The sequence below is a fragment of the Neptunitalea lumnitzerae genome, from assembly GCF_027924185.1.
GTDB lineage: Bacteria > Bacteroidota > Bacteroidia > Flavobacteriales > Flavobacteriaceae > Neptunitalea > Neptunitalea lumnitzerae.
Map to the genome: position 1 here is coordinate 1 of NZ_BRVO01000011.1, position 1,053 is coordinate 1,053.

Sequence of the window (1,053 nt, forward strand, 5' to 3'; positions counted from 1 at the left end):
CAATATTACAAATACTAGCAACACTGATGAGAATGTTGTTGGCTATTTTAATGTGGCTACCCTTAAAACAAAAAGAATATTCTTTAATCATTCAGATTTTAACTATTTAAAACCTGATTATTTTTCGGAATGCAATGTAGTTACTTGGAACTATGATGAACTGTGTAAAAGAGGTGAACCAAATCAAAGAGCTATGCTATATGAATATATAATGACCCGTAATTATCAATTTATTGATTATAACAATTACAACTATACCATTGTAAATCCAGAATGTTCAGATTGTACCACGTTTGCCTCGAATGTTAAACCAGATTTTTGGGAAAATTAAATTATGAAGAGAAGACTAATACATACAGCGTTAATTTTAAACATCCTTTTGATAGGATGTACTGAGCCCTACCCAATAGCTTCTGAAACTTTTGAAGAGCTATTGGTGGTGAATGCCACACTTACCGATAGTTTACAATACCAAACTGTAAAACTTACTAATAGCTATCCATTAAATACAGACACTATTGTTTATGTAAATAATGCTACCGTATACATAAGAGACAACAACAATCAAATTTTCAACTTTAGTCAAGTTGCAACTGATTCTACTTATATATCAGACATGCCTTTTAAAGCAGTAGAAAATACATCATATAGCTTACATATAATTACTCAAGACGGAAGGGAATATGAATCTACTGAAGAAACTACCCCTCAAAAAATAACCATTGATAATTTATATGCTGAGGCATATACAAACCAACAGGGTGCAGAAGGTGTACAAGTTTACACAAATGTAAAAGGAACTACCAACGAAAATGTATATTGTAGGTATGAGTATGAAGAAACACATAAAATTATTACTCCCTATACCATTACAGAAAGAATGAATGTGGGTGGATATCAACTTTATTATAATGATGCATTAGACTGCGAGTATATGTGGTATTACATAATGCTTGTACCTGTAGAAGAAAATATAACTACATGTTATAAAACAGAAAATTCTAAGGATATTTTGTTAGCTGCAAGCTCTAATAATACGGAAAATAGCATTAG

At 31.0% G+C, this 1,053-nt stretch carries 1 protein-coding gene and 1 pseudogene; both read left to right on the top strand.

Going from position 1 to position 1,053, the window contains the following annotated elements; genetic code table 11:
- A pseudogene (locus Y10_RS16915) lies at window positions 1-331 on the top strand (DUF4249 domain-containing protein); the annotation flags it as partial.
- 3 nt (window positions 332-334) lie between these two features.
- Window positions 335-1,053: DUF4249 domain-containing protein (locus tag Y10_RS16920; protein ID WP_281766601.1), on the top strand; the 719-nt coding region annotated here is incomplete at its 3' end.